Origin of the sequence: Micromonospora sp. (genome assembly GCF_048594385.1) — a bacterium.
GTDB classification, from domain to species: domain Bacteria; phylum Actinomycetota; class Actinomycetes; order Mycobacteriales; family Micromonosporaceae; genus Micromonospora; species Micromonospora wenchangensis.
On sequence record NZ_JBMDWU010000389.1, the window covers coordinates 1 to 18,621 of the forward strand.

Annotated in this window: 18 protein-coding genes and 1 tRNA gene; 12 read left to right on the top strand and 7 right to left on the bottom strand. The window is 74.7% G+C overall.

Annotated elements, in window-relative coordinates; genetic code table 11:
* Together ACOJTC_RS20830 and ACOJTC_RS20835 are read right to left on the bottom strand one after the other, a co-directional pair.
* On the bottom strand, window positions 1–730 hold a 730-nt coding region (locus tag ACOJTC_RS20830), incomplete at its 3' end, for an MFS transporter (protein WP_420118149.1).
* A 121-nt stretch (window positions 731–851) separates the two neighbouring features.
* Window positions 852–1,088, bottom strand: a complete 237-nt coding sequence (locus ACOJTC_RS20835; protein WP_204928348.1) for a hypothetical protein — start codon at window positions 1,086–1,088, stop codon at window positions 852–854.
* Window positions 1,089–1,227: 139 nt separating this feature from the next.
* Between ACOJTC_RS20835 and ACOJTC_RS20840 the strand changes: the two genes are divergently transcribed.
* Window positions 1,228–2,385, top strand: coding sequence for a geranylgeranyl reductase family protein (locus tag ACOJTC_RS20840; protein ID WP_420118140.1), 1,158 nt, complete (start codon window positions 1,228–1,230; stop codon window positions 2,383–2,385).
* A gap of 33 nt (window positions 2,386–2,418) precedes the next feature.
* Here ACOJTC_RS20840 and ACOJTC_RS20845 read toward each other — a convergent pair whose 3' ends face one another.
* Window positions 2,419–3,453, bottom strand: coding sequence for an NAD(P)-dependent alcohol dehydrogenase (locus ACOJTC_RS20845; RefSeq protein WP_420118141.1), 1,035 nt, complete (start codon window positions 3,451–3,453; stop codon window positions 2,419–2,421).
* Window positions 3,454–3,532: 79 nt separating this feature from the next.
* Here ACOJTC_RS20845 and ACOJTC_RS20850 point away from each other — a divergent pair, with 79 nt between their 5' ends.
* A complete protein-coding gene (locus ACOJTC_RS20850) occupies window positions 3,533–3,709 on the top strand; it encodes a hypothetical protein (RefSeq protein ID WP_204928345.1) in 177 nt (58 codons plus the stop codon).
* A 67-nt stretch (window positions 3,710–3,776) separates the two neighbouring features.
* Here the strand turns inward: ACOJTC_RS20850 and ACOJTC_RS20855 are convergent, their stop codons facing one another.
* The gene (locus ACOJTC_RS20855) at window positions 3,777–5,579 is read right to left on the bottom strand and encodes a bifunctional metallophosphatase/5'-nucleotidase (protein WP_420118142.1); all 1,803 of its coding nucleotides are present in this window, start codon (window positions 5,577–5,579) and stop codon (window positions 3,777–3,779) included.
* Between the two features lie 245 nt (window positions 5,580–5,824).
* On the opposite strand from ACOJTC_RS20855, the gene ACOJTC_RS20860 reads away from it, so the two are divergent.
* Entirely contained in the window at window positions 5,825–6,727 is a 903-nt protein-coding gene (locus tag ACOJTC_RS20860; RefSeq protein WP_307826437.1) for an SDR family oxidoreductase, read from the top strand.
* 43 nt (window positions 6,728–6,770) lie between these two features.
* Here ACOJTC_RS20860 and ACOJTC_RS20865 read toward each other — a convergent pair whose 3' ends face one another.
* Window positions 6,771–7,424: a nucleotidyl transferase AbiEii/AbiGii toxin family protein gene (locus tag ACOJTC_RS20865; RefSeq protein WP_420118143.1), complete on the bottom strand. Its 654-nt coding sequence runs from the start codon at window positions 7,422–7,424 to the stop codon at window positions 6,771–6,773.
* Window positions 7,421–7,753, bottom strand: coding sequence for a hypothetical protein (locus ACOJTC_RS20870; protein WP_204928342.1), 333 nt, complete (start codon window positions 7,751–7,753; stop codon window positions 7,421–7,423). Before ACOJTC_RS20870 ends, ACOJTC_RS20865 begins: the two co-directional genes overlap by 4 nt.
* A 389-nt stretch (window positions 7,754–8,142) precedes the next feature.
* Between ACOJTC_RS20870 and fdh the strand changes: the two genes are divergently transcribed.
* The 8 genes from fdh (at window position 8,143) to ACOJTC_RS20910 (ending at window position 17,544) form a co-directional block, all read left to right on the top strand.
* Entirely contained in the window at window positions 8,143–11,448 is a 3,306-nt protein-coding gene (gene fdh / locus ACOJTC_RS20875) for a formate dehydrogenase (protein WP_420118144.1), read from the top strand.
* Window positions 11,441–12,514: a 4Fe-4S dicluster domain-containing protein gene (locus ACOJTC_RS20880; RefSeq protein ID WP_420118145.1), complete on the top strand. Its 1,074-nt coding sequence runs from the start codon at window positions 11,441–11,443 to the stop codon at window positions 12,512–12,514. The genes fdh and ACOJTC_RS20880 overlap by 8 nt, the downstream gene beginning before the upstream one ends.
* Window positions 12,511–13,782, top strand: a complete 1,272-nt coding sequence (gene nrfD / locus ACOJTC_RS20885) for an NrfD/PsrC family molybdoenzyme membrane anchor subunit (RefSeq protein ID WP_420118146.1) — start codon at window positions 12,511–12,513, stop codon at window positions 13,780–13,782. The genes ACOJTC_RS20880 and nrfD overlap by 4 nt, the downstream gene beginning before the upstream one ends.
* 45 nt (window positions 13,783–13,827) lie before the next feature.
* Window positions 13,828–13,923, top strand: a tRNA-Sec gene (locus tag ACOJTC_RS20890).
* 26 nt (window positions 13,924–13,949) lie between these two features.
* The gene (selA, locus tag ACOJTC_RS20895) at window positions 13,950–15,245 is read left to right on the top strand and encodes an L-seryl-tRNA(Sec) selenium transferase (RefSeq protein WP_420118147.1); all 1,296 of its coding nucleotides are present in this window, start codon (window positions 13,950–13,952) and stop codon (window positions 15,243–15,245) included.
* 1 nt (window position 15,246) lies between these two features.
* Window positions 15,247–17,004, top strand: a complete 1,758-nt coding sequence (selB, locus tag ACOJTC_RS20900) for a selenocysteine-specific translation elongation factor (protein ID WP_420118148.1) — start codon at window positions 15,247–15,249, stop codon at window positions 17,002–17,004.
* A 73-nt stretch (window positions 17,005–17,077) separates the two neighbouring features.
* Entirely contained in the window at window positions 17,078–17,275 is a 198-nt protein-coding gene (locus tag ACOJTC_RS20905) for a hypothetical protein (protein ID WP_204928337.1), read from the top strand.
* A gap of 77 nt (window positions 17,276–17,352) precedes the next feature.
* The gene (locus ACOJTC_RS20910; RefSeq protein WP_204928416.1) at window positions 17,353–17,544 is read left to right on the top strand and encodes a hypothetical protein; all 192 of its coding nucleotides are present in this window, start codon (window positions 17,353–17,355) and stop codon (window positions 17,542–17,544) included.
* Window positions 17,545–17,556: 12 nt separating this feature from the next.
* Here ACOJTC_RS20910 and ACOJTC_RS20915 read toward each other — a convergent pair whose 3' ends face one another.
* Window positions 17,557–18,207, bottom strand: a complete 651-nt coding sequence (locus ACOJTC_RS20915) for a hypothetical protein (RefSeq protein ID WP_204928336.1) — start codon at window positions 18,205–18,207, stop codon at window positions 17,557–17,559.
* A gap of 131 nt (window positions 18,208–18,338) precedes the next feature.
* Here ACOJTC_RS20915 and ACOJTC_RS20920 point away from each other — a divergent pair, with 131 nt between their 5' ends.
* On the top strand, window positions 18,339–18,539 hold the full coding sequence (locus tag ACOJTC_RS20920; protein ID WP_204928335.1) for a hypothetical protein: 201 nt from the start codon (window positions 18,339–18,341) through the stop codon (window positions 18,537–18,539).
* The last annotated feature ends 82 nt before the right edge of the window (window positions 18,540–18,621 follow it).

Consider the following 18,621-nt stretch of genomic DNA (forward strand, 5'->3'; position numbering starts at 1 on the left):
CCACCAGCCCGACCGGGATCAGCGCCCACTTCCACGGGCTGGGCCACTGTTCCCGCTGCACCAGGGGCAGCAGCAGGAGCGTCACGCCGACGCCGAGCAGCAGCACCCCGACCGGGTCGAGCCGGTGCCGGTCGAGCCGGCCGGCGGCCCGGGTGGGCAGCAGCCGCCAGCCGAGCAGCACCGCCAGCACCCCGACGGGGACGTTGACGAAGAACACCCACCGCCAGCCGTGGTCCTCCCCGCCGAGCTGGATGAGCAGGCCGCCGAGCAGGGGGCCGACGGCGGTGGAGATGCCGATGGTCGCGCCGAGCAGGCCGAACGCGCGACCCCGCTCCGCGCCCCGGACCAGCTGCTGGATCAGGCCGGTCACCTGCGGGTTGACCACTCCGGCGGCGACGCCCTGCAGGAGCCGGGCGGCGACCAGCCAGGTCGGGGACTGGGCCAGCCCGGCCAGCGCGCTGGTGACGGTGAACAGGGCTACCCCGACGACGAAGGCGTTACGGCGGCCCCGGGCGTCGCCGAACCGGCCGGCCGGCACCAGGACCAGCCCGAAGGTCAGCGCGTAGCCGGACAGCACCCACTGCAGGTCGCTCGGGCTGGCCTGCAACGACCGTTCCATCGACGGGATGGCGACGTTGACGATGCTGACGTCCAGCAGCGTCATGAACGCCGCGACCAGGCCGACGCCGAGGGCCTGCCAGCGGCGGCGGTCGTCGGTGGGGCTGCTCATGGGACCGTCGGCGGTGGCGCGGTCCCGCACGGACCGGTGATCGGGCATGCCGCAGCGCTACCCGGGGGCCGGTGCGGCAAACCGGTGTCCGGCCCGGCCGCCCGGCGGGGCGCGGCGGCGCTCACGCCGGCTGGCGGGCGCACCAGCGGGGGCCGAAGTCCAGCCCGGCCAGCGGCGAGTCCTCCCGGTGCAGCAGGCCCTTCTCGGTGAGCTGGCGCAGGGGCGCGTGGACGTCCTGCTCGGCCAGCCCCGCCTCCTCGGCGATCAGGTCGGGGTAGGGAACCTGGCTGCGTGTCTCCAGCACGCTGACCGCCTCGTAGACGCGCACCTCGACCTCCGACAGACGTACCTGCTGCATCGTGCCCCTCCTTGCCGTCACCCCGGCCGGCCGGTCGGGCGGTCCGGGTGGCGCGGCTTACCCGCTGGCCGCCCGACGATGCCTGCCGACGGCCGGTCGTGCGCGCTACCGGACGGGCCGGTGCCCTAGGCTGGACGGCATGATCATCTGGGATCTCGTCGTGGTCGGTGCCGGGCCGGCCGGGCTCAGCGCGGCCCGGGAGGCCGCTGCGGCCGGCGTGCGGACGCTGGTGCTGGACCGGGCCGTGCACCCCCGCTACAAGACCTGCGGAGGTGGCCTGATCGGCACGTCGCTGTCGATGGTGGCCGGCCGGATCGAGGTGCCGGCGCACGACCGGGTCGACCGGGTCACCTTCACCCGCGACGGCCGGTGGGGCTTCACCCGCCGGCACGGCACACCCCTGGTGACCATGGTGCGCCGCGAGGAGTTCGACGACCGGCTGCGCGCGGCGGCGGTGTCCGCCGGGGCCGAGGTCCGCGAGGGCGTCGCCGTGCGCGCCCTCGACCAGGACCCCGACACGGTACGCGTCCGACTGGCCGACGGTTCCACGGTGACCGCCCGGACGGTGATCGGGGCCGACGGTTCCGCCGGGGTGACCGCCCGGCACGTGGGGGTCCGGTACGGGCAGGTGGACCTGGGCCTGGAACGGGAGTTGCCGGTGTCACCCGCGCAGGCGGCCCGCTGGCGGGGGCGGCTGCTGCTGGACTGGGGCCCGTTCCCCGGCGCGTACGGCTGGGTGTTCCCCAAGGGGGACCTGCTCACCGTCGGCGTGATCGGGGCCCGGGGCGAAGGGGAGCGCACCCGTGCCTACCTGCACAGCTTCCTCGACCGGCTGGGCCTGGCGCAGGTGCCCGCCGCGCACGACTCCGGGCACCTGACCCGGTGCCGGGTCGACGACTCGCCGCTTGCCCACGGCCGGGTGCTGGTGGCCGGGGACGCGGCCGGCCTGCTGGAGCCGTGGACCCGGGAGGGGATCAGCTACGCGCTGCGCTCCGGGACGCTGGCCGGCGCGGCGGTCGCCGCCGGTGACCTGGACCGCTACCCCCGCGAGGTGCACGAACGCCTGGTGCCGTCGATGCGCGCCGGGCGGCGGATGCTGACCCTGTTCGCCCGCCGCCCGGAACTGTGCCACGCGTTGGTGGCGACCCCGGCCGGCTGGTCGATGTTCGTCCGGTTCTGCCAGGGCCGGCTGAGCTTCGACCGGACCATGGACCGGCTGCCGGTGCGGGCCGTGACGGCCCTGCTGGACCGGCGGCCCGCCCGGGGCCGGCGGCCGGCCGGGCCGCCCGTGCGCTGACCCGCCGGCCCGTGGCGGGCCGACGGAGCCGGGTCAGGGCACGACCACCGCGCGGCCGTGGATCTCGCCGGCCCGCAGCAGGTCGTACGCCTCGGGCGCGCGGTCCAGCGGGAAGGTCTGCACGTCGGCGGTGAGCAGCCCGGCGCGGCCCAGGGCGATCACCTCCTGGAGTTCGGCCCGGGTGCCCCAGAACGGGACCGTGACGCTGGTCTCGAACGGCACGGTGGGCGGTGCGTCGGCGACCGGCCGTACCGGCATGGTGCCGCCGCCCAGCCCGACCAGCAGCAGCCGGCCGCCGGTGGCCACGACGCCGCGGGCGGTGGCGAGGGTGGCGTCCACCCCGACGCAGTCGATGACCACGTCCGCGCCGTCGGGCGCCGGGCCAACCAGCTCCCGGATCCGGTCGACGGTGTCGGGGCCGGCCGGCACCACGTGGTGCGCGCCGACCCGGGTGGCCAGGTCGAGGGCGGCGACGTTGCTGTCCACCGCGATGATCCGTACGGCGGTGGTGGCGGCGAGGATCTGCACCGCCATGTGCCCCAGCCCGCCGATGCCGATCACCACGGCCGACGTGCCGGGCCGCAGCGCCGGCCGGGCCAGCTCGATCGCGTGGTACGGGGTCAGCCCGGCGTCGGTCAACGGCGCCGCCTGGGTCACCGCCAGGTCACCGACGGACAGCAGCCGGGAGGCCGGCACCACCACGTGTTCGGCCAGCCCACCGTCGCGGCTGAGGCCGATCCCGCCGAGCGGCACGGTGCGGCACTGGTTCTCCAAGCCCCGCAGGCAGCCCCGGCAGGTGCCGCAGCCGATGATCCCGTAGACGGCGACCCGCTCCCCGGCGGACCAGCCGGTGACGCCGTCGCCGAGGGTGTCCACGGTGCCGGCGATCTCGTGGCCGAGGGTGATCGGGGTGGGGAAGGCACCCGGCGGGGCGTCGAGGATGTGCAGGTCGGAGTGGCAGGCCCCGACCGCGCCGACGCGTACCAGCACCTCGCCGGGGCCGGGCGTCGGGGTGGGCACCTCCACCTGTTCGAGCACCCCGGGGGCGGTCATCCGTACCGCGCGCATGGTTTCGTCCTCTCGTCGCCGACGGTCCCGCGCGCTTACCCCTCCCGCCGGCCTTGATGCCGGGTGCACACTGAGCGTCATGAGCGAATCGTTCACCGACGAGCAGTACGCGTTCCTGCGGCACGCGCGCTTCGGCGAGCTGCCACCGTCGGTACGCCCCGACGAGCGGTCGGCGTCGACCGAGACCGACCCGCCCCGCTACCAGCCCGATCCGACCCCCGGCCAGTACGAGCAGGACCTGCGCGCGGGCGGCTGAGCCCGCGGGGCCCCGGGGCGGCACCCCGGGGCCCGTCGACCTGCGCGGTGAGCGTCGGCCGGGCGGCTCAGAACACCGGCACGCCGGCGCGGACCAGCCGCCAGTTCGGCACGAAGAAGTCGGCCGGGTCGATGGTGCCCCTGGCCTGCGCCCAGTCGATGAGCAGCTGGCGGATCTCCTGCTGCGCGTTGTAGACCTGGGTCTTCACGATGCCGGGGAAGTTCCCGCCGCCGCTGCGCCGGTAGTTGTTCACCGCGACCACGAACTGCGCGTCGGCGGCGACCGGGGTGTCGGTGCCGGGCAGCACCAGCCGGGTGATCCGCTGCCCGACCGGCCGGGAGACGTCGATGTCGTAATCCAGCCCGGAGATCACGTCGTAGTTGTAGTCCGGCACGGCCGGGTCGCTGATCGTCGCCGGGTCGACAGGTGCGCCGACGGGCAGCGTGGTGAAGTACTTCGCCGAGTACTCCAGGTACGCCTTCACCTCGGCGCCGGTGAGCACCACCGCCTCCAGGGTGTTGTCGTAGACGTACAGCCCGGCGACGTCACGGATGCGCACGTCACCCTGCGGGAACACGGCGGTGCGGCTGAACGGTGCGGCGATCGACAGCACCGGCAGCGCCGCGTACGGGCCGCCGGTGAGCGCGGCGGTGACCACTTCGGTCTGCACGTGGTTGATGAAGTCCAGGATCGGGGTGTCCCGGTAGCGCGACTCGGCCGCCGACAGTTCCTGCGCGGACCGGGCGACCACCGTGTTGACGTACCCGACGGTCTTGTCGTGCTGGCCCCGCACGGCGGCGAGCACCTTCGGGTCCTCGACCACCGTGTTGGTGTTGAGCATGGTGGCGCCCTTGGCGACGACCTTCCAGCGGCCCCGCTCCCGGGTGAGGGTGAAGTCCATCCGGGTCAGCCGCTGCCCCCACTTGGACGGTTCGGCGGTGAGCACCTGCGCACCGGTGGCGGTGTTGGTGACGAACTTCTCCACCACCTCGTTGTGGGCGTGGCCGAACAGGATCGCGTCGATGCCGGGGACCTGCTGGGCGATCAGCGCGACCGGGTTCTCGTTGGGCAGCTCCGGGCCGTAGCTGGAGGTGCCGCTGTCGCCACCGTGGGCGGAGACGATGACCAGGTCCGCGCCGCGTGCCCGCATGACCGGCACCCACTTCGCGGCGGTCTCCACCATGCCGGGGAAGACCAGCTTGCCCTCCACGTTGCCCTTGTCCCAGATCGCCACCCCGGGGTTGGTCAGGCCGAGGATACCCACGGTCAGGGTCGGCGAGCCGGGCCCGCCGGGCCGCACCCGCTTGAGCACGTACGGCTGGAACGCCGGCTTGCCGGTCTTCGCGTTCACCGCGTTCGCGGCCAGCGCCGGGAAGCCCAGCTGGTCGATCCAGGTGGCCAGCAGCGGCAGCCCGTAGTTGAACTCGTGGTTGCCCAGCGTCACGGCGTCGTACCGCAGGATGTTCATCGCGCGGGCCATCGGGTGCGTCGCGCCGGTGACGGTGATCGGCTCCTGCTTGGCGTAGTACGTGGCCAGCGGGGTGCCCTGGATGGTGTCGCCGGCGTCGAGGACCAGGGTGGCCCGGCCCCGGCGCTCGGCGCGGATCTGGTTGACCAGGGTGGCGAGCTTGGCGATGCCGACGTCGTTGTGCTTGCTGTCGTCGAACTCGGCGTCGCGGTAGTAGTCCCAGTTGTAGACGTTGCCGTGGGTGTCCGAGGTGCCCAGGACGGTCAGGTCCCAGGTCTTCGGACCCTTCGGGCCCTGCCGCTGCGCCGCCTGGGCGGGCGCGCCGGCGATCAGCGGGGCGGTGGCCGCGGCGGCGGCGACGGCCAGCACCTGGCGGCGCGACGTGCCGGGGGAGGAGGTCATGGGGGTGCCCTTCGACGGGGATGGACGCGCCTCGTAAGCGCCGTTGCGCACCATAACGAGCAGCGGTCGCTCCTGCCACAGTGGCCCGCACTGTTCCACCACCGCGCCACCACCGCGCCGTCGCCGGCCACCCGCCCGTCACACCGCCGTCGTCGGATGCCCGGCGCGGGTTGTTTCCGGCCGATCCGTCGGGGTAGGTGACCCAGCGACCCAGAACGCACCAAACCAGACAGGGGAGCCGCACGGTGAGCCAGGACCAGTACACCCCGCAGGACCCGAACACCCAGTACGGCCACCAGGAGGGTCAGTCGGCCCAGCAGCAGTCGACGCCCGGCCGGACCGACCGGATGGGTCCGGAGCCCGACCACGGCGAGACGTCGTACCGGGGCAGCGACCGGCTGGCGGGCAAGCGGGCCCTGATCACCGGCGGCGACTCGGGCATCGGCCGGGCGGTGGCGATCGCGTTCGCCCGGGAGGGCGCCGACGTGGTGGTGTCCTACCTCGACGAGGACGAGGACGCCGACGCCCGGGAGACCGTCCGGCTGATCGAGGAGGCCGGCCGCCGGGGGGTCGCGGTGCGCACCGACCTGACCGACGAGCAGCACTGCCGTGACCTGGTCGACCGGACGGTGACCGACCTCGGTGGCCTGGACATCCTGGTCAACAACGCGGCCTACCAGATGGCCCAGGACGACGGCATCGAGGCGATCAGCACCGACCAGTTCGACCGGGTGATGAAGACCAACCTGTACGCGATGTTCTGGCTCTGCCGCAGCGCCCTGCCGCACCTGAAGGAGGGCGCGACGATCATCAACACCACCTCCATCCAGGCGTTCGACCCGTCGCCGCCGCTGCTGGACTACGCCACCACCAAGGCGGGCATCGCCAACTTCACCAAGGGGCTCGCCGCGCAGCTCGCCGACCGGGGCATCCGGGTCAACGCGGTCGCGCCCGGCCCGATCTGGACGCCGCTGATCCCGGCGACCATGCCGCCTGAGAAGGTGGAGCAGTTCGGCACCGACACCCCGCTGGGCCGGCCCGGGCAGCCCGCCGAACTGGCCCCGGCGTACGTCTTCTTCGCCTCGCAGGAGTCCAGCTACGTCACCGGGGAGATCCTGGGCGTGACCGGCGGCCGGTTCACCAAGTGACCGCCCCGTCCGCCGGGCCGGGGCCTTGGCCGCGGTCCGGCGGTCAGCGGGGCCAGTCCGCCAGCCGGCGACGGACCTGCGCGATCTGCGCCGGGTCCAGGCCGTAGCGGGCGAGCCGCCGGTCCGGCAGCCGGTCCAGGTAGCGGCCGGCGGCCCGCACGTCGTCGTCGGCCAGCGCCGGGTCCACCTGCCGGGCCAGGGTCAGCAGCTCGTCGACCGGGTACTGCGCCAGCGCGGCGGCGACGTCGATGTAGTCGCGGGCCTCCCGCCGGTTGACCAGGGCGGCGGTCTTGTTGGCGATCAGGTCGCGGACGTCCATCACCGGACCGAGGTCCATCACCACCGGTGAGCGGTAGCGGTCGAGCCGGGCCAGGCTGAGCCGGATCTGCCGGTCGTCCCGGCCGACCACGAAGTCCCGGATGTCCCGGTCGAAACCCTCGAACAGGTCACCGAGGTCGCTGTCCGGGTCGGCCGGCGCGACGGTGTACCCGGCGCGTTCCAGCGCGGCGCACACCTCGGCCGCCGCGGCGGCGGCCGCCCCCTCCACGTCGGCGAACAGGTCGACGTCCTCGGTGGGTCGGGTGACCAGGCCGTGCGCCGCCCACGCCACCCCGCCGCCGAGGACGAACCGGTGCGGCCCGGCCGCGGTGAGGGCGACCCGGGCGACCTCCCGGTAGAAGTCGTGCAGGTGGGTCACGCGGTCCGCAGACCCCGGTGCCGGCTCTCCCAGGCCGACCGGACCCCCCGGGGCAGGTTGAGCCGCCGCCACACCCGGCGCAGGGTGCGTCCGTCGATCAGTGCCCGCAGGTCGTCGGCGCGGGTGGTCTCGCGCAGCACGTTCTCGTACAGCCAGAGCAGGTCGTCCGGTTCGGCCAGGTCGAACGTGCGTTCGCTGCTCCACATCAACCGGACCGGCAGCTCCACCACCCCGCCGGTGGGGCCGGTCAGCTCCGCCAGGGTGCGCGCCACCACCACCGGCCGGCCGGGCCGGGCCAGGTGGGCGGTGGTCGCCAGGGTGGCCTGCATGCTGTCAGGGTAACGCCGCCGCGACCTGCGCCGGCACGCGACTTTCCCCGAACCGGCCCGGGCCGCCACGCGCCGGCCCTGCGCGACCGGGACGCGGACGGCCGGCGCGGGGTATCCTGGTGGGCAGGAGCGTCGGTGTGTCCAGTGTCCCCGGGCCTCACCTGAATTGCCGTCGCGGAGTTCCGTTCGGCTGGAGCCGCGTTGCGCCACGCGCCGAGAGGCGACATGCACACCGGCGCTCCGCCACCGCGGTACGGCGCTGCCCCCGACCCCTCCGGTCGGGGGCAGCGCCGTATCGGTGCGCGGGAGATCCCCGCACCCGGGTCGCATGCTCCGCCCCGCTGGCCTATGTTCAGTAGGTCGGATCATGCCCGGGAGGGAGGTGCGCGGTGGGTCTGCGGACGTTCATCTCTGGCTGGCCGGTCTACCGGCAGCTCACCGGCACCGACCCGCTCGGCCGGGGCGCGGCGGCGCAGTCGGACCGGTCCGCCGGGCTGACCGCCCGTACCGAGACCGCCGACCGGGTGGCCCGCTCGGTCTGCCCGTACTGCGCGGTCGGCTGCGGGCAGCGGGTGTACGTCTCCGACGACCGGGTCACCCAGATCGAGGGCGACCCGGACAGCCCGATCTCCCGGGGGCGGCTCTGCCCGAAGGGCTCGGCCAGCAGGAGCCTGGTCACCAGCCCGCTGCGGCAGACCACGGTCCGCTACCGCCGACCGTATTCCACCGAGTGGGAGGATCTCGACCTCGACACCGCGCTGGACATGATCGCCGACCGGGTCCTCGCCGCCCGCGAGCAGACCTGGGAGGAAGTCGACAGCGACGGTCGTCCGCTGCACCGCACGCTGGGCATCTCCAGCCTGGGCGGGGCGACGCTGGACAACGAGGAGAACTACCTCATCAAGAAGCTGTTCACGGCGATGGGGGCGCTCCAGATCGAGAACCAGGCCCGCATTTGACACTCCGCCACCGTCCCCGGTCTGGGGGCCAGCTTCGGTCGCGGTGGCGCGACGGACTTCCAACAGGACCTCGCCAACGCTGACGTCATCGTCATCCAGGGCTCGAACATGGCCGAGGCCCACCCGGTGGGCTTCCAGTGGGTCATGGAGGCCAAGCGGCGCGGCGCGAAGGTCTTCCACGTCGATCCCCGGTTCACCCGCACCAGCGCGGTGGCCGACTCGTACCTGCCGATCCGGGCGGGCACCGACATCGCCCTGCTCGGTGGCGTGGTGCGCTACATCCTGGACAACGAGCTGGACTTCCGGGAGTACGTGCTGGCGTACACGAACGCGGCGACGATCGTCAGCGAGCAGTTCGCCGACACCGAGGACGGCGACGGCCTGTTCTCCGGCTACGACCCGAACACCGACAGCTACGTGCAGACCAGCTGGCAGTACGCCGGGCACGAGGGGGACTCCGGCAGCGGGCACACCGCCAAGGAACGCGACAGCGCGGCCGGCCTGCGGCACGAGTCGCACGGCGCGCAGGTGCACGGGCAGACCGAGCGGGACGAGACCCTGCAGCATCCGCGCTGCGTCTACCAGATCCTGCGCCGGCACTTCGCCCGCTACACCCCGGAGATGGTGGAGCGGGTCTGCGGCATCCCTGCGGAGAAGTTCCTGGAGCTGGCGCGGGCCTGGACGGAGAACTCGGGCCGGGACCGCACCGGCGCGCTGGTCTACTCGGTGGGCTGGACCCAGCACAGCGTCGGTGTGCAGTACATCCGCACCGGGGCGATCATCCAGTTGCTGCTGGGCAACATGGGCCGGCCGGGCGGCGGCATCCTGGCGTTGCGCGGGCACGCCAGCATCCAGGGCTCCACGGACATCCCGACGCTGTTCAACCTGCTGCCGGGTTACCTGCCGATGCCGCACCACGCCGACCACCCGACGTTCGACGAGTGGGTGGACAGCATCCGCCATCCCGGGCAGAAGGGCTTCTGGGGCAACGCGCGGGCGTACGCGGCGAGCCTGCTCAAGGCGTACTGGGGGGACGCGGCGACGCCGGACAACGACTTCTGCTATGACCACCTGCCCCGGATGACCGGCGACCACGGCACCTACCAGCAGGTGCTGAACATGATCGACGGCAAGATCAGGGGATACTTCCTGCTCGGCCAGAACCCGGCGGTGGGCTCGGCGCACGGGCGGGCGCAGCGGCTCGGCATGGCCAACCTGGACTGGCTGGTGGTCCGCGACCTGTTCATGATCGAGAGCGCCACGTTCTGGAAGAACGGCCCGGAGGTGGCCACCGGCGAGATCGTGCCGCAGGAGTGCCGCACCGAGGTGTTCTTCCTGCCGGCGGCCTCGCACGTGGAGAAGGAGGGCACCTTCACCCAGACCCAGCGGCTGTTGCAGTGGCGGGAGAAGGCCGTCGAGCCGCCGGGCGACGCCCGCTCCGAGCTGTGGTTCTTCTACCACCTGGGGCGGCGGCTGCGGGAGAAGCTGGCCGGTTCCCCCCACCGCCGCGACCGTGCCCTGCTCGACCTGGCCTGGGACTACCCCACCCACGGCCCGCACGACGAGCCGAGCGCCGAGGCGGTGCTGCGCGAGATCAACGGCTACGACGTGTCCACCGGCCGCCCGCTGTCGTCGTTCACCGAGGCGAAGGACGACGGCAGCACCGCCGTCGGCTGCTGGATCTACTCCGGCGTCTACGCCGACGGCGTCAACCAGGCCGCCCGCCGCCGGTCCCGGCACGAGCAGGACTGGGTGGCCGCGCAGTGGGGCTGGGCATGGCCGGCGAACCGGCGCATCCTCTACAACCGGGCGTCGGCCGATCCGCAGGGCCGACCGTGGAGCGACCGTAAGAAGTACGTCTGGTGGGACCCGCAGGCCGGCGAGTGGACCGGCTACGACGTGCCGGACTTCGAGAAGACGAAACCGCCGGGGTACCGGCCGCCGCAGGGGGCGTCCGGGCCGGCGGCACTGGCCGGGGACGACCCGTTCGTCATGCAGGCCGACGGCAAGGGCTGGCTGTACGCGCCGAGCGGGGTGCTCGACGGTCCGCTGCCGACGCACTACGAGCCGGCGGAGTCGCCGATGCGCAACCCGCTCTACGGCCAGCAGGCCAACCCGACCCGCAAGGTGTACGCCCACCCGGTGAACTCGGTGAACCCCAGCCCGCCGCAGCAGCACAGTGAGGTCTTCCCGTACGTGTTCACGGTCAGCCGGCTCACCGAGCACCACACGGCCGGGGCGATGAGCCGTACGGTGCGTCCGCTGGCCGAGCTGCAACCGGAGATGTTCGTGGAGGTGTCCCCGGAGCTGGCTACCGAGGCGGGCCTGACCCACCTCGGCTGGGCGCACCTGATCAGCGGTCGGGCGGTGATCGAGGCGAAGGTGCTGGTCACCGACCGGCTCACCCCGTTGCGGGTGGACGGTCGGATCATCCACCAGCTCTGGTTGCCGTACCACTTCGGGTACGAGGGCCTGGTCACCGGCGACTCGGCCAACGACCTGTTCGGCATCACCCTGGACCCGAACGTGCTCATCCAGGAGAGCAAGGTCGGCACCTGTGACATCCGGCCGGGCCGGCGACCGACCGGCCCGGTGTTGCGGGACCTGGTCGAGGACTACCGTCGACGGGCCGGGATCGTGCCCGGCGAACGCCCGCCGACGGTGACGACCCCGGTGCTGCGGCCGGCCGGTCGAAGCGACGACGGCCCACGGGAGAAGGGCGCCGACCATGCCTGACGCCAACAGCCTCTACGGCCCGCTCGATCCGGCCCCGGACGCGGGCTGGACGGCTGCCGGCCCCCGGATGGGGTTCTTCACCGACACCAGCGTCTGCATCGGCTGCAAGGCGTGCGAGGTGGCCTGCAAGGAGTGGAACGCCGTCCCCGAGTCCGGCTTCGACCTGCTCGGCATGTCGTACGACAACACCGGCGCGTTGACGGCGAACTCCTGGCGGCACGTGGCCTTCATCGAGCAGCCGGTGCCGGCCGGGCACCGTACGGCGACCTTCGCCGGGAACCCGACCGGCGGCTCGGCCGGTGCCACGTCGGCGGCGGTCGCCGCCGGCACCGGCAGCGCCAGCGGCACGAACCCGGGCGTCCCTGCGGGTGACGCCGACGCCGCCGCCCGGATGGCCGACGCCGGGCCGTCCACCGCCCGGGACGGCACGGGCACCCGGTTCCTCGGGATGCCGGGGGCCGCACCGCCCGGCCGGGGCACGGGTGCCGAGACCCGCACCGACTTCCGCTGGCTGATGATGTCGGACGTCTGCAAGCACTGCACCCACGCCGCCTGCCTGGACGTCTGCCCCACCGGGTCGCTGTTCCGCACCGAGTTCGGCACCGTCGTGGTGCAGGAGGACATCTGCAACGGCTGCGGCTACTGCATCTCCGCCTGCCCGTACGGGGTGATCGACCAGCGTAAGGGTGACGGTCGGGCGTGGAAGTGCACGCTGTGCTACGACCGGCTCGGCGCGGGGATGACCCCGGCCTGCGCCCAGGCCTGCCCGACCGAGTCCATCCAGTACGGTCCCCTCGACGAGCTGCGGGAGCGGGCCGCGCAGCGGGTCGCCACGCTGCACGAGCGGGGCGTGCCGGAAGCCCGGCTCTACGGCCACGACCCGACCGACGGTGTCGGCGGCGACGGCGCGTTCTTCCTGCTCCTCGACGAGCCCGAGGTGTACGGGCTGCCCCCGGATCCGGTGGTCACCACCCGGGACCTGCCCCGGATGTGGCGGCGGGCCGGGTTGGCCGCGTTGGCGATGACGGCGGCGGCCGTCGCGGCGTTCGTCGGGGGGTCGTCGTGACCGCCGGCCGGCTCCCGGTGGGGCAGCGGTTCCGGGGCTTCCGCGCCCGGCTCGCCGCCGACGGTGTGTTCCGGCCGCAGCGCTTCTCGGCGCGGCTCGGCCACGGCCCGAAGGTCGGCGTCGGCCCGGCCGCCACCGCACCCCCGACCGGCGCTGCACTCCCGACCGGCGCTGCGGGCTCGGCTGATGCGATGGGCTCCGCTGGTGCGATGGGCTCGGCCGGTGCCGTGGGCGCTGCCGACGCGCCGGTCGTCGTACCGCCCCGGGACGTGCCACCGGTGCGGGGGCGGCGGCGTGGTCGGGGTGGGCGCGGCGGCGAGGAGCTGCGCGTCCCGGAGGCGGAGTTCACCTCCTACTACGGCCGGCCGATCCTCAAGGCCCCGGTGTGGCGGTGGGACATCGCCGCGTACCTGTTCACCGGTGGGTTGGCCGCCGGGTCGTCCCTGCTGGCCGCCGGAGGGCAGCTCACCGGTCGGCCGGCGCTGCGCCGGGCCGGTCGGGTCACCGCGTTGGGCGCGGTCACCGCCAGCGCCTACTTCCTGATCCACGACCTCGGGCGGCCGGCGCGGTTCCACCACATGCTGCGGGTGGCGAAACCGACCTCGCCGATGTCGGTGGGCACCTGGATCCTCACCGCTTACGGCCCGGCCGCCGGGTTGGCCGCCGTCGCCGAGGGTGCACCGCTGCTACCGGCACGCGGCGTGTTCTCCCCGGTGCGTCGGCTGCTGCCGCCGGCCGGGCAGGTCGCCGGGCTGGCCGCCGCCGCCGTCGCGCCGGCGCTGGCCACGTACACCGGGGTGCTGCTGGCCGGTACGGCGGTGCCGTCCTGGCACGAGGCGTACCCGGAGCTGCCGACCATCTTCGCGGGCAGCGCCCTGGCCAGCGGCGCCGGCGTGGGGCTGCTGGCCGCGCCCTGCGCCCAGGCCGGGCCGGCCCGGCGGATGGCGGTGGCCGGGGCGGCCCTGGAACTGTGGGGCGCGCACTCGGTGGAGACCCGGCTGGGGCTGCTCAGCGAGCCCTACCGGCTCGGTACGGCAGGCCGGCTGCTGCGCGCCGGTCGTCTGCTCACCGCCGCCGGGGTGGTCGGGGCGCTGGCCGGGCGACGCAGCCGGGTGCTGTCCGCGCTGTCCGGTACGGCGCTGCTGGCCGCGTCGGTGGCCACCCGGTTCGGCATCTTCCACGGCGGGGTGGCCTCGGCGCGGGACCCGAGGTACACGGTGCTGCCGCAGCGGGAGCGGATCCGCCGCCGCGAGGCCGGGCAGGTCTGACACCTCGCCGCGTCACCGGCGGGGTCCTGTGGTTGACTCGGGGGCGGAGGCGTTCAGGCGGCTGGTGCCCCTCCCAGCCTTCAAAGCTGGTGTGGTCCGGGACCCGGGCCAGGCGGGTTCGATTCCCGTCCGTCTCCGCCAACCGTCCGCGGGGGAGATGACGACGCATGGGTGAGGCGGTCGATCCGCGTCGGCGGGTGCCCCGCACCGACACGATGCTGGCCGATCCGGCGCTGGCCGCGGCGGCGGCGACCCTCGGTCGGGCCCGGGTCAAGGCCGCCGTCGGCCATGCCCAGCAGCGGGCCCGGCACGGTGAGATCGGCCCCGAGCAGGTCCGCGACGCCGCCCTCGCCGCATTGCCCGCCCCGACCCCCAGGGCGGTGCTCAACGCCACCGGGGTGGTGCTGCACACCAACCTCGGTCGGGCCGTGCTGTCCCCGGCCGCCGTCGACGCGCTGGTCGCCGCCGCCGGCAGCACCGACGTGGAGCTGGACCTGGGCACCGGCCGGCGGGCCCGGCGCGGCCGGGAGGCGCTGGCCGCGCTGGCCGCCGCGGTGCCCGACGCCGCCGCCGTGCACGTGGTCAACAACGGGGCGGCGGCCCTGGTGCTCGCCGCGACCGCGTTGGCCGCCGGCCGGGAGATCGTGGTCAGCCGGGGTGAGCTGGTGGAGATCGGCGACGGGTTCCGCCTGCCCGACCTGCTGGCCAGCACCGGCGCCCGGCTGCGCGAGGTCGGCACCACCAACCGCACCACCCGCGACGACTACGCCCGGGCGCTCGGCCCGGACACCGGTTTCGTCCTGAAGGTGCACCCGTCCAACTTCGTCGTCACCGGCTTCACCTCCGCCGTCGGCGTCGACGACCTGGCGACCCTCGGCGTGCCGGTGGTCGTCGACATCGGCTCCGGACTGCTCACCGCCGACCCGCTGCTGCCCGCCGAGCCGGACGCCGCGAGCACCCTGCGCGCCGGAGCGCACCTGGTCACCGCCAGCGGCGACAAGCTCCTCGGCGGCCCGCAGGCCGGGTTGCTGCTCGGCGACGCCGACCTGGTCGACCGGTTGCGTCGGCACCCGCTGGCGCGGGCGCTGCGGGTCGACAAGCTGACCCTCGCCGCGCTGGCGGCCACCCTGCACGGGTCGAGCACCCCGACCCGCGACGCCCTGCACGCCGACCCGGCCGTGCTGCGGGACCGCTGCGAACGGTTGCGCGACGCTCTCGGTGCCGAGGGGCACAAGGCCGAGGTGGTGCCCAGCGTCGCCGTGGTCGGCGGGGGCGGTGCCCCGGGCGTCGAGCTGGACTCCTGGGCACTGAGCCTGCCCGAACGGTACGCCGCCGCACTGCGGCTGGGTGACCCGCCGGTGCTCGGGCGGGTGGTCCGGGGCCGGCTGCTGCTGGACCTGCGCTGCGTGCCCGCCGACGCCGACGACACGCTGCGCGACGCGGTGCTGCGGACGGCCGGCTGAGATGCACGTCGTCGCCACCGCCGGGCACGTCGACCACGGCAAGTCCACCCTGGTCCGGGCGTTGACCGGGATGGAACCGGACCGGTGGGCGGAGGAACGCCGCCGGGGGATGACCATCGACCTCGGCTTCGCCTGGACCACCCTGCCCGGCGGCGACCCGGTCGCCTTCGTCGACGTGCCGGGGCACGAACGGTTCGTGCCGAACATGCTCGCCGGGGTGGGGCCGGTGCCGGCCGCCCTGGTGGTGGTCGCCGCCGACGAGGGATGGATGCCGCAGTCGGCCGAACACCTGGCGGCTCTGAACGCCCTCGGGGTGTCCCACGGGCTGCTGGTGGTGACCCGGGCGGACCTGGCCGATCCGGGGCCGGCGACGGCGCAGGCCCACGCGCGGCTCGCGGCGACGTCGCTCGGCGCGGTGGAGTCGGTGGCGGTCAGTGCGGTCACCGGTGTCGGCCTGCCGGAGCTGCGCGCCGCCCTGGACCGGCTGGTCGCCCGGCTGCCCGCGCCGGACACGGACCGGCCGGTGCGGCTGTGGATCGACCGGGCGTTCACCATCCGGGGCAGCGGCACCGTCGTCACCGGCACCCTCGGCGGCGGTGAACTGCGCGTCGGCGACCAGTTGACGCTCGCCACCACCGGCGAACCGGTCCGGGTGCGGGGCCTGCACCGGCTCGGGACGGCCGCGTCTCGGGTCGCCGCGGTGGCCCGGGTGGCGGTCAACCTGCGCGGGGTGCCCCGGGAGCGGCTCGGACGCGGCGACGCGCTGCTCACCCCCGACCGGTTCCACCGGACCGACCTGGTCGACGTGCGGCTGGCCGGGGATCCGGCAGGTGACCTGCCGGCGACGCTGACCCTGCACGTCGGGTCGGCGGCCGTTCCCGTCCGGGTCCGGCCGTTGGGCGGCGACACCGTACGGCTGCGGCTGGCCCGTCCGCTGCCGCTGCTGACCGGGGACCGGGCGTTGCTGCGTGACCCCGGTCGGCACCACGTCTGCGGTGGGGTGACGGTGCTGGACGTGGCTCCGCCGCCGCTGTCCCGCCGGGGTGCCGCCGCCGCCCGCGCCGCCGTCCTGGCCGACCTGGACGGGCGTCCCGACCTGGCCGGTGAGCTGCGCCGCCGCCGGCTCGTGCGGGCCGTCGAGCTGACCCGGATGGGCGTCACCGGCGACGCGACCCCGGTCGTCGGGGACTGGCTGGCCGACCCGGCGCACTGGCGGTGGCTGGGGGCGCGGCTGGTCGAGGAGGGGGCCGCCTGGGCGGCCGCGCACCCGCTGGAGCCCGACGCCCCGACCGAGGCGGTGCGGCAGCGCCTCGGCCTGCCCGACCGGGCCCTGGTGGAGGCGCTGGTCCGGCCGCCGTTGACGCTGCGGGCCGGCCGGATCGGCACCGGCGTCCCCGGGCTGCCCGAGCCGGTGGCCCGCGCGATCGACCGGGTCCGGGGCGAGTACGCCGCCCATCCGTTCCGCGCGCCGGAGGCCGACCGGCTCACCGCGCTGGGCCTGGGCCCCCGGGAGGTGGGCGCCGCCGTACGGGCCGGTGCGCTGCTGCGGCTGGCGGAGAACGTGGTGCTGCTGCCCGACGCCGCCGACGACGCGGTACGGGTGCTCGCCCGGCTGCCGCAGCCGTTCACGCTCAGCGCCGCCCGGCAGGCCCTGGACACCACCCGTCGGGTGGCGGTGCCGCTGCTGGAGCTGCTGGACCGGCGCGGGGTGACCCGGCGGCTGCCCGACGACGCCCGGATGGTCGTCGGCTCCGGTTGACCGGCAGGTGTTCGCGGGGTGCGGTGCTGGCGAACGGCCCTCGGCCCGCCCCGGGGTCGCCTACCGTGACGCCATGGACCCTTCGGCGGTCTGGCGGGACCGGAACCATCGCTGGCGGATCGAGGCGTACCGGGCGCCGGACCTGCGGTTCGCCGTCTTCGCCACCAACGGCACCACCGAGTCGGCCCCGCTGTGGTTGTTCGGCATGGCGGCGTTGGCCCGCTGGTTGATGACCCACGCCATCTCCCTGGACGACCTGGAGACCGTCTGACCGGGGGCGTCGCCCGGACGGGGGAATCCGCCCGGAACGTCGGCCTGCGCGCCGGGCCCGCCCGTACGGTGCGGGGCGTGAAGGACCGAGGAATACGGACATTTCTGGCGGTACTCGCCGGCCTCGCGGTGTTCTACTTCGGGGTGACCGGGCACCGTTCCACCGAGGACGGTGGCGGGGTCTCCGGCGGTGTGGTGCTGTTGGCCCTGCTGGCCGCCCTGCTGGTGTGGTACCTGACCAAGCCGACGGGCAACAAGCCGGTCGACTGACCGACCGCTCCTCTAGCGGGCGGCGGTGCGGGTCACCTCGCCCGCCGACTCCTCACCGAGGGCCACCCGCACCAGCGCCGACGCGAGCCGGCCGAAGTCCGGCGCGGCGACAAGCCCGGCCAGCCCGTGCGGATCGGCCGGGAGGCCGAGGCGTTTCGCCCCGGCCAGGGTGCGCCGGTCGGCGTACGGGCGGACGTCCGGCCAGACCGTCTGCGCCTCCCGCAGGAAGATGTCCGCCCCGGTCGGGCCGATCCCGGGGAACTCGGTCAGCCGTCGCCGCAGCGCCGCCGGTTCACCCCCGGTCTCCCGGTGCATCCGCCGCAGGTCACCGTGCCAGCGGTCCAGGCACAGCCGGGCACCGGTGCCCAACATGGTCGCGGTCCGTTCGTCGTAGCGGCGGTAGTGGCCGCGTCCCAGCGCGTCGACCCGGTCCTGCCAGCCCGACGCCTCCATCGCCTGCGCGGTACGCCAGCCGGCGGCGAACAGTTCGCGGGCGGCGGCCACCGCCACCTGCGCCCGGATCCGGGTGCTCAGCAACGTGGTCAGCACCAGCAGTTGGTAGAGCGGACCGGGCCGGTCGGCCAGCGTGATGCCGGCGTCCTCGGCGTAGGTGCTGCCCTGGCGGGCCAGCAGCGTCCGGGCCACCCGTCGGTCGTCTCCCATCACCCGGTACTACCCGTCGTGGCGCCGCTCAGCCCTGCTCGGGCCCGGCGGTCCGCATGCGCACCGTGCCGGCGGGTAACCCGACGACGGGCGCGGAGCAGCCGTGCCCGTCCACCCGGAAGGAGACACCCGTGACGAACGTGCAGCAGCCCGAGATGCGCCGCAACGGGAAGAACCCGACCGTGCAGGACAGCAAGGGGCCCGGCGCGACAGGTCACCCGGCCAACCGGGGCAGCTCGGCGGGGGACCGGGGCCGCCCGACGCCCCGTGGCCAGGCGTCCCCGTACGGTCCGGGCGCGTCGACCGCCGACGACGACAGCGACCGCCGCTGACCGCGCCGCCGCCCGGCCGGTGATCCCCACCGGCCGGGCGGCGCGTACGGGCGGCCGGGTCGACGCTCCCCGCAGGGGCGTC

Bases quoted from the DNA above. Each gene is read 5' to 3' on its own strand.
- ACOJTC_RS20835 (WP_204928348.1), bottom strand. From the start codon at position 1,088: ATGCAGCAGGTACGTCTGTCGGAGGTCGAGGTGCGCGTCTACGAGGCG.
- ACOJTC_RS20840 (WP_420118140.1), top strand. From the start codon at position 1,228: ATGATCATCTGGGATCTCGTCGTGGTCGGTGCCGGGCCGGCCGGGCTC.
- ACOJTC_RS20845 (WP_420118141.1), bottom strand. From the start codon at position 3,453: ATGCGCGCGGTACGGATGACCGCCCCCGGGGTGCTCGAACAGGTGGAG.
- ACOJTC_RS20850 (WP_204928345.1), top strand. From the start codon at position 3,533: ATGAGCGAATCGTTCACCGACGAGCAGTACGCGTTCCTGCGGCACGCG.
- ACOJTC_RS20855 (WP_420118142.1), bottom strand. From the start codon at position 5,579: ATGACCTCCTCCCCCGGCACGTCGCGCCGCCAGGTGCTGGCCGTCGCC.
- ACOJTC_RS20870 (WP_204928342.1), bottom strand. From the start codon at position 7,753: ATGCAGGCCACCCTGGCGACCACCGCCCACCTGGCCCGGCCCGGCCGG.
- ACOJTC_RS20880 (WP_420118145.1), top strand. From the start codon at position 11,441: ATGCCTGACGCCAACAGCCTCTACGGCCCGCTCGATCCGGCCCCGGAC.
- selA (WP_420118147.1), top strand. From the start codon at position 13,950: ATGGGTGAGGCGGTCGATCCGCGTCGGCGGGTGCCCCGCACCGACACG.
- selB (WP_420118148.1), top strand. From the start codon at position 15,247: ATGCACGTCGTCGCCACCGCCGGGCACGTCGACCACGGCAAGTCCACC.
- ACOJTC_RS20905 (WP_204928337.1), top strand. From the start codon at position 17,078: ATGGACCCTTCGGCGGTCTGGCGGGACCGGAACCATCGCTGGCGGATC.
- ACOJTC_RS20915 (WP_204928336.1), bottom strand. From the start codon at position 18,207: ATGGGAGACGACCGACGGGTGGCCCGGACGCTGCTGGCCCGCCAGGGC.